At 49.4% G+C, this 9,026-nt stretch carries 3 protein-coding genes and 3 rRNA genes; 3 read left to right on the forward strand and 3 right to left on the reverse strand.

Features of this window, described 5'->3' with window-relative positions; all coding sequences use genetic code 11:
* Window positions 1-8 precede the first annotated feature (8 nt).
* From Q502_RS14020 to rrf, 3 genes are all read left to right on the forward strand, one after another.
* Window positions 9-1,537 (forward strand): 16S ribosomal RNA (locus tag Q502_RS14020).
* Window positions 1,538-1,612: 75 nt separating this feature from the next.
* A 23S ribosomal RNA gene (locus Q502_RS14025) occupies window positions 1,613-4,540 on the forward strand.
* A gap of 33 nt (window positions 4,541-4,573) precedes the next feature.
* Window positions 4,574-4,690: ribosomal RNA gene (rrf, locus tag Q502_RS14030) — 5S ribosomal RNA — on the forward strand.
* The 16S, 23S and 5S rRNA genes sit together here, the layout of an rRNA operon.
* A gap of 613 nt (window positions 4,691-5,303) precedes the next feature.
* On the opposite strand, the gene Q502_RS14040 is transcribed toward rrf, so the two are convergent.
* The 3 genes from Q502_RS14040 to Q502_RS14050 all read right to left on the reverse strand — a co-directional run bounded on the left by Q502_RS14040 (window position 5,304) and on the right by Q502_RS14050 (window position 8,815).
* The gene (locus Q502_RS14040; RefSeq protein ID WP_099830618.1) at window positions 5,304-6,332 is read right to left on the reverse strand and encodes a hypothetical protein; all 1,029 of its coding nucleotides are present in this window, start codon (window positions 6,330-6,332) and stop codon (window positions 5,304-5,306) included.
* Window positions 6,329-6,847 (reverse strand): hypothetical protein, encoded by a 519-nt coding sequence (locus Q502_RS14045; protein WP_099830617.1) that lies wholly within the window; start codon window positions 6,845-6,847, stop codon window positions 6,329-6,331. The genes Q502_RS14040 and Q502_RS14045 overlap by 4 nt, the downstream gene beginning before the upstream one ends.
* 162 nt (window positions 6,848-7,009) lie before the next feature.
* Window positions 7,010-8,815: a hypothetical protein gene (locus Q502_RS14050; RefSeq protein ID WP_099830616.1), complete on the reverse strand. Its 1,806-nt coding sequence runs from the start codon at window positions 8,813-8,815 to the stop codon at window positions 7,010-7,012.
* Window positions 8,816-9,026: the final 211 nt, after the last annotated feature.

Genomic DNA, 9,026 nt, shown 5'->3' on the forward strand with positions numbered 1-9,026 from the left:
ATGAGTCATGGATGGAGGGTTTGATCCTGGCTCAGGGTGAACGCTGGCGGCGTGCTTGACACATGCAAGTCGAACGGTATGTGGCAACACATAGAGTGGCGAACGGGTGAGTAACACGTGGGAACGTACCCTACGCAGGGGGATAACTGACCGAAAGGACAGCTAATACCGCATAAGACCGAAAGGTGAAAGGTGCAACTGCACCGGCGAAGGAGCGGCCCGCGGACCATCAGCTAGTTGGTGGGGTAAGAGCCTACCAAGGCAACGACGGATAGCCGGCGTGAGAGCGTGGCCGGCCACAAGGACACTGAGATACGGGTCCTACTCCTACGGGAGGCAGCAGTGCGGAATTTTAGATAATGGAGGCAACTCTGATCTAGCGACGCCGCGTGCAGGAAGAAGGTCTTCGGATTGTAAACTGCTGTGGTAAGGGAAAAATGCCATGTAGAGTGGAAAGCTACATGGAGGGATGGTACTTTACTAGAAAGCCCCGGCTAACTACGTGCCAGCAGCCGCGGTAATACGTAGGGGGCGAGCGTTACCCGGAATCACTGGGCGTAAAGGGAGCGTAGGTGGCCTGACATGTCAACTGTGAAAACCCGGAGCTCAACTCCGGACTTGCAGTTGAAACTGCCAGGCTTGAGGACGGTAGAGGAAGACGGAACTGCCAGTGTAGGGGTAAAATCCTTAGATATTGGCAGGAACGCCGGTGACGAAGGTGGTTTTCTGGGCCGGTTCTGACACTGATGCTCGAAAGCCAGGGGAGCGAACGGGATTAGATACCCCGGTAGTCCTGGCCCTAAACGATGTTCACTAGGTGTGGGGAGCGGAAAGCTTTCCGTGCTAAAGCTAACGCAATAAGTGAACCGCCTGGGGAGTACGCCCGCAAGGGTGAAACTCAAAGGAATTGACGGGGGCCCGCACAAGCGGTGGAGCGTGTGGTTTAATTCGATGCTAAGCGAAGGACCTTACCAAGGTTTGACATGCTGATAGTAGTGAATTGAAAGAGGAACGACCACACTTTGTGTGGAGTCAGCACAGGTGGTGCACGGCCGTCGTCAGCTCGTGCCGTGAGGTGTTGGGTTAAGTCCCGCAACGAGCGCAACCCCTGCTCTTAGTTGCCAGCGGTAAGGCCGGGCACTCTAGGAGGACCGCCGCCGACGAGGCGGAGGAAGGGGGGGATGACGTCAGGTATCGTGCCCCTTATATCTTGGGCGACACACGCGCTACAATGGGTTGGACAGAAGGGACCAAGACAGCGATGTGGAGGAAATCCTCAAACCAACCCCCAGTTCAGATTGCAGGCTGCAACCCGCCTGCATGAAGCCGGAATCGCTAGTAATCGCAGATCAGCCAAGCTGCGGTGAATACGTTCCCGGGCCTTGTACACACCGCCCGTCAAGCCACCCGAGTTGGTAACACCTGAAGATGAGTATCCTAACCGTAAGGAGGGAGCTTGTTTAGGGTGGGATTGGCAAGGGGGGCTAAGTCGTAACAAGGTAGCCCTACCGGAAGGTGGGGCTGGATCACCTCCTTTCTAAGGAGTTTACATCGGATTGCTATCCATCTTTGAGTGANNGAAGAAGTAGAAGCGAGTCAAAGGAAGAAAGAAGGTAAAGGTATAAAGGGCTCACGGAGGATGCCTTGGTAGCGGGAGGCGAAGAAGGGCGTGGCCAGCTGCGAAAAGCCGCGTGTAGGTGCAAGCGACCATAGAAGCGCGGATGCCCGAATGGGGAAACCCACTAGGCAGAGATGTCTAGTATCCTGAAAAGGAAGCGAACCTTGCGAACTGAAACATCTTAGTAGCGAGAGGAAGAGAAATCGAAGAGATTCCCTGAGTAGCGGCGAGCGAAACGGGAAGAGCCTAAACCTATATAGTGTAAGCGTACGGGCGTTGCTATATAGGGGTAGAGGGATATATACGGGCCTGACCGTACAGGGCCGGGAGAAGCTAAAGGCTAGTCGAACTATCTGGGAAGATAGACCGGAGAAGGTGAAAGTCCTGTAGGCGAAAGTCAGAGGCTATCCTTGCATATATCCCGAGTAGCGCGGGGCACGAGAAATCCCGCGTGAATCTGGGGAGACCACTCTCTAAGGCTAAATACTACCTGCTGACCGATAGCGAAAAAGTACCGTGAGGGAAAGGTGAAAAGCACCCCGGGAGGGGAGTGAAAGAGTACCTGAAACCGTGAGTCTACAATAAGTGGGAGCACGAAAGTGCGACCGCGTGCCTTTTGATTAATGAGCCTGCGAGTTACCGTAACTGGCGAGGTTAATCCGAGAGAGGAGAAGCCGAAGGGAAACCGAGTCTTAATAGGGCGGAAGTCAGTTGCGATAGACCCGAAACCGGGTGAGCTATCCATGGGCAGGTTGAAGGTGGGGTAACACCCACTGGAGGACCGAACCAGTTAGCAGTAAAAAGCTATTGGATGACCTGTGGATAGGAGTGAAAAGCTAACCGAACTCGGTGATATCTGGTACTCCTCGAAACGTGTTTAAGCACGGCCTTGCATGGTTAGTGGAGGGGGTAGAGCACTGATTGGGCTAGGGGGGCGACCTCCAACCCCAGTCAAACTCCGAATACCTCTACTCAAAGTGCAGGAGACAGACTGCGAGCGATAAGGTCCGTAGTCGAGAGGGAAACAGCCCAGACCACCAGCTAAGGGCCCAGAGAGATAGCTAAGTGTTAAAGGAAGTGGAGAGTCAAAGACAGCTAGGATGTTGGCTTAGAAGCAGCCATCATTAAAAGAGTGCGTAACAGCTCACTAGTCGAGACTCACCGCGCCGAAGATGTAAGGGGGCTAAAGCTATCCTCCGAAGCTGTGGAACAGGAAACTGTTGGTAGAGGAGCATTGTGTTGTAGGGAGAAGGCAGACCCGTGAGGGCTGTTGGACGAGGCACAAGAGAGAATGCAGGCATGAGTAAACGAAAGGAGAGTGAGAATCTCTCCCCCCGAAAGCCTAAGGGTACCTGGGCAAGGTTCGTCCTCCCAGGGTTAGTCGAGATCCTAAGGGGAACCCGAAAGGGGTAGCCGATGGGAAACCGGTTAATATTCCGGTACTGGCGTGACACGAGTTTTGGGGTGTGACACAGGAGGATAGGCGTTGCGTACTAGTTGCATAGTGCGTCTAAGTTTCTAGTCTGATGATCGCGGCAGGGAAATCCACCGCGGGAGGGTGAGGAACGAATGGGAGTTCCTTCGGGAGCAACAACGTTGAGTTCATACTGTCGAGAAAAGCATCGCAAAGCGTTTGAGTGTTAAGCCAATCGTTCTGAAAACCGACACAGGTAGGCAAGCTGAGAAGGCTAAGGGGAGCGGGATAACTCCTGTTAAGGAACTAGGCAAATTGGCCCCGTAACTTTGGGAGAAGGGGTACTCTGGCTGGTTAAGAGCTGGCTGGAGTCGCAGTGACAAGGCAGCGGCGACTGTTTACCAAAAACACAGGGCTCTGCGAATTCGAGAAGAAGACGTATAGGGTCTGACGCCTGCCCAGTGCTGGAAGGTTAAGGGGAAAGGTTAGCGCGAGCGAAGCTTTGAACCGAAGCCCCAGTAAACGGCGGCCGTAACTATAACGGTCCTAAGGTAGCGAAATTCCTTGTCGGGTAAGTTCCGACCTGCACGAATGGCGTAACGATCGCTGCACTGTCTCAACAGGAGACCCGGTGAAATTTCAGTCTGGGTGAAGATGCCCAGGACTCGCAACTAGACGGAAAGACCCCATGGAGCTTTACTGTAGCTTGGTATTGTGCTTTGTTGTATGGTGTACAGGATAGGTAGGAGGCGTAGAACCCGGTTCGCCAGGATCGGGGGAGCCAACGGTGGGATACTACCCTCCATACAACGGAGTACTAACTTGAGAGTGTGGAGAGCACAACAAGGACATTGCTAAGTGGGCAGTTTGACTGGGGCGGTCGCCTCCAAAAGAGTAACGGAGGCGCGCTAAGGTTGGCTCAGGTTGGTTGGAAATCAACCATAGAGTGTAAGGGCAAAAGCCAGCTTGACTGTGAGACTGACAGGTCGAACAGGAGGGAAACCTGGCCCTAGTGACCCTGCGGCCCTGAGTGGAAAGGCCGTTGATCAACGGATAAAAGCTACCCTGGGGATAACAGGCTTATACTGCCCGAGAGTTCATATCGACGGCAGTGTTTGGCACCTCGATGTCGGCTCATCGCATCCTGGGGCTGGAGCAGGTCCCAAGGGTTAGGCTGTTCGCCTATTAAAGCGGTACGTGAGCTGGGTTCAGAACGTCGTGAGACAGTTCGGTCCCTATCTGTTGCGAGCGTAGGAGACTTGAGAAGGGTAGCCCCTAGTACGAGAGGACCGGGGTTAGTGAACCTCTAGTGAATCAGTTGTCGTGCAAGCGGCAGTAGCTGAGTAGCTACGTTCATGAGTGATAACCGCTGACAGCATCTAAGCGGGAAGCACGCTTCAAGACTAGGTCTCTCAGGATCGTTCGAGAAGAGGACGTAGATAGGCTGGAGATGTAAGCACTGTGAAGTGTTCAGTCGACCAGTACTAATAATCCGATTCCTTTACCTTATTTCCCTATGTACTCTTGAGTGAACAGATATTCTGGGTGAAGATACCGGGGCGGGAAACACCCGGCTCCATACCGAACCCGGCAGTTAAGCCGTCTCGGGCCGATGGTAGTATGTGGGCAACTGCATGCGAGAGTAGGTATCGCCCAGATGTTATACAAGAGGAGAGTCTTTTTGACTCTCCTTTTTGTTTGAAAACCAGTTCCAAGTTGTGAGTTGCAAGAATAACGAACGAGGTTCGGGGTTGGAAGAGCAAAGGATCAGTTGCAAGATGCAGAAGTGATGCTGCCTCCGGCAGGAAGTGAGGCTCGCTGCGCGAGGAAGTGATGCCCGGAGGAATATCCGGGGAAGTGATGCTGACGCATTCGCGCCAGGAGGGAGAAAGAATTTCCGAGGTTGCGGATAGCGGGTTGGGGATTGGACAGAGCAAAAAGACTGGTTCTCCGTTGAATGGTTCTCCGCATGTTTCATATTTTGCTAGATTACAGGATTGGCATTTTGCCGTAGAATAACTGGCTTACAATAAGAAACGCAGCAACAATTGGCGAAGACTACTTGCGGCAAGTCACCGTTTTTTATCGGACCGGCATTTTTCTGCCTAAGCAAGAATATGAAATTGGGGGTTTTAAGCACTTATATCCCGGTCTTCATGAATTCTTTCGAGTGGTTTTTCACATTTGTATACTGGCCAGTAACTTACTGTGCAGTATACAGACCGTTTTTCCGTTGTAATGGAACTTTTTTGAGTGAAGCTTAATCTTCCTCTACCTCAAAAGAAAGTCAACCGGAAGTTGTCCGATCAAATCGATCAGTTCCGCCTCGGTAGATGTCTTGATTAAGATTATCTGCTTACCTTCTCTCCATTCGTTAACTATTACAGGCAGTTCCGAAGACGAGAACTCCGGCAGATATTCTTCGATATAAAGTGGCATTTTGTCGGGATAATCGAGTGAGTAGAGGACTACGACGAGTTCCGTCTCCAGAAATCTTTCGTATTGTGAATTGCCAAGACTTAGAAAGCCCTTTCTTGAAAATCCTTTTATGAATCTCTCTTCGAATACTCCCACAGGGTTGCTCATCCCATAAACTAGAACTGAGTTTTTCACTATTTCGACATCAGGAACATTCTCATCGTTTAGTGGGCCGTCCAAAAAGTCCTCGGGCAGTTCTCTGATTATTTTCATCAATTCGTCAGTTGTATCTGTCATTATAAGAACAATTCTCCTGCCGTCCCTGATTTCGTTCAGGATTACGGGCGTTTCCGAAGACGAGAACTCCGGTATAATGCCCAACATGTAGTCGGGCATCGTGGCAGGCTGATCGAGAGAGTGAAGGACTATTATCCTCTGAGTACTCATCACTTCGTCTATATCGGCGAAGCAGAGATCGAGAAGCCTCTTGTTAGAAAGATGTGCCGTGAATCTATCATTGAACAGCTCAACCGGACTCCGTTTTCCAAAAATGAGAGCCGAACTTCCTATTACGGTTGAGTGACCGGTGAAGACTCCGGATGGCCTCGTCTCTCCGGTAATGAGGTCTATATAGTCGTATCCCGGATTGTTATAGACTGAAGGATCAAAGATCCAGAAGAGATCCATCATCATCTGCCAGTTCTCTTTTTCGTTCTTTGCCCCAGAATCCCATACCTCAATAGATTTCGCAAACACATAGTACCCATCGGGGAGCGAGAAGTTGTTTCTGTCATAATTAAGGTATAGCCTGCCGGAAGTCGAGTCTACAAGATACCATTTTTCTTCTAAATAGACTTCGACAAGAATGTGACCTACTATCATGCCACTGTTTGATTTCTTTCTTGCTCGATCCAGTCAATCCGAGCAGTCTGGATGAATACGGAAGGAATCCCCTTTGCCCTTGCAAGCGACACGAAAGCCAGTCCATAGTCTGTGCAGCCAGTTACTCCCCCGGTTGTTATGATTTCATGTGATGTTCTGCCAAACTTCTCTCCCTCAACTCCCCTCAGGTTTCCCATCATCCAGCCGTATATCTCTTTAATTGTCGACAAATTCTTATTGTCATTAAACTGATCGGCGATCGCGGCAATCTCATCGGTGATTCGAGTCTGTGGGCCACATTGCAAAAACAGCTCTGGATAAGAATAATCGACATTGAGAAAATACCCTCTGAAAACAGCAGCTTCGATTTCATCGTCGTTCTTGAATTTCTCGATATTAAACTGTTCTACAGTCTCTTGTTCGACAACCTCGGCTACAGTGAAATACTGCAACAGACCACACCCTGAGAAAAGAAAGACACTCAATAAGACCAAAATCATTAGTAGTTGCTTCATTGTTACACCTCCTGTTGATCTTATTGCAGATGTTTTATGAAATCCATAGACATACTGGAAACTCCACCAGCAGTATTATTCTAAGCCCACTTTTAGCAAATGGAGCAACGAACCGTCATCTACAGCTCATTGCTCCACAATTCATCTCGAATAAGTTCGCTCTCAGTTATCCAGCGAGATCGACTTCGGAAGGTTAACTACGGCGCCGCCAAACGTTGGGTCGGGAAATTCAATTCCTTCGAGCATCTCATAGTTTATAAGGGTAGGGAAGAAGCTTAAGAGATCGGAAAAGCCCTCGGGGTGGTCGAAAATATTGTATAGTCTCAGGATAATCGTGTTACCTTCTTCATCGACTGGGATTTCAGTATCGAGATCTTCTCCGTTCGGTCTTATGTAGTCCAGCAGCTCTTCCAATTCGTTCGCGTTTTCTGAAAGGGTATCGTAAGCGTCCTGATCGAACGGGATGTACCACTGTGAGGTCAAGTTGTGCTTGTTGCCTTCGGTCCGTGTGTCCTTCAAGAGATCCTCTGCCAGCAGCATCGTCGTTTCAGGTATCTCCAAAGCGATATCCCTTATCGAACTCAGCCATAGAGGACTTTCGAAGGGGTTCCTGAATGTCAAGAAGGACGTGCCAATAAATGCTTTAACTTCTGACGCGTCGATATTTCCGTCGCTATTTGTATCGATTTCCGGAGGATCTATCTCATCATCGGTGTCTTCGAAATACTCCATGAAAGCCTCCGATGGTTCAAGATCATAAATGGTCAATGCTCTGGCGCTTGAAAGAGCACTGCCAACCAGCATTTTTAGAATCGCTATCTCTCCTTCATCGATTACGAGATAATCGTTCTCATCGAATCCAGGAGCGTCCTCTATATCCAACCCCTGTGAGATCATGAACCAGAAATCGAGATCGAACACTGCGTCACCGCCACTGGGATCAACCTCGATCGAGACTATGTGATCACCTTTTGGCTTCTTCTCCAGGAAAAGGATATCCGAATAGAGACGGAAGTTTTCTGAGTAGGTTATGGAATCATTTTCACTCACTACTTCAAGTATCAGCTCTCTGTCGCTTTCAACAACTCCATCTTCGTCCCAATCGAACTCATTTAGGAATACCTTTACTACAATACTCATCTCTCCGCTCAAATAGGAGATATCGTCCCAGACTTCCTGAAGGCCATCGGCGTAATCCTCCATTTCCTCCTGAAAATCGGTGATCTCCCCGCAGAGTGAATAATCGGAATTTTTGGCTATAGGCCGACGAGAAGAAAGAGCATTTATCAGAAGCTGCGGTTTTCCAAGAATCAACGCCGATTTCAGCTTCATATTCAGTAGTTTTGCGCGCATATCAGATGAAAGGCTCTGTGCGATTTGATCAGGATTCGAGACGAGGTTTTCGAAACTTGACAGTATTTCATCTCGATCCATTGTCCCTGCAATGTCAAGGGAACCAATCTGCGAATTGTATATGTCTAGAAGTTTCAGCAATTGCGGAATGGCCTTCATAGCTCCACGAATCGCGTGTCCTTCGGGATTCTCAGGATTCCTCTTCACGAAATCATCAATAATCTGTTCAAACTCTTCGGCAGTCTCTCCCGATAACTTGATCTCAGCCTCTTGACCTTCCGGAATGGGACTTACGTTGATCCGGAACTCTGCAACTCCGCTCTTGCCTTCATCACTTGCGCTTACTCTCACTTTAAAAGGGCTGTTTTCGCTGTCACCGGGCAAAGACGTAAACACATAATCCCTTCCGTCGATTCTGCCCGGTCCGCTGCTTATCGAGAATGATATCCCGTCGGAAACAGATGATAAAACAAACTGGCTAAGGCCAATAACAAGCTCCTCACCCTCTGTCACCTGCTGATCGGGAATCTCAATCTTGATAGCTCTGAATAGAGAGCAGCCGCCGAGCGCTATCAAGGTAAACAGTGAAAAAAACACAAGACTCTTCTTGAACATTCCTTTTCCTCCCTTCTATATGATGGTATTGAATAACAGCATTTGGTTTACTTCATGAACCCTTTCGATTCAATCTTACACTTCATACATAAAAACACAAAAAACTCTACTTGCGACTGCCATGAATCGTAAGGATAAGTTGCTAGATGCAAGTTGCAGTGTGCCAAGAAGGCGAAGAAGGAAACTTCTAGCCATGCTTAATCGAAGATGA

Source organism: Mesotoga sp. Brook.08.YT.4.2.5.2., assembly GCF_003351125.1.
Classification (GTDB): domain Bacteria; phylum Thermotogota; class Thermotogae; order Petrotogales; family Kosmotogaceae; genus Mesotoga.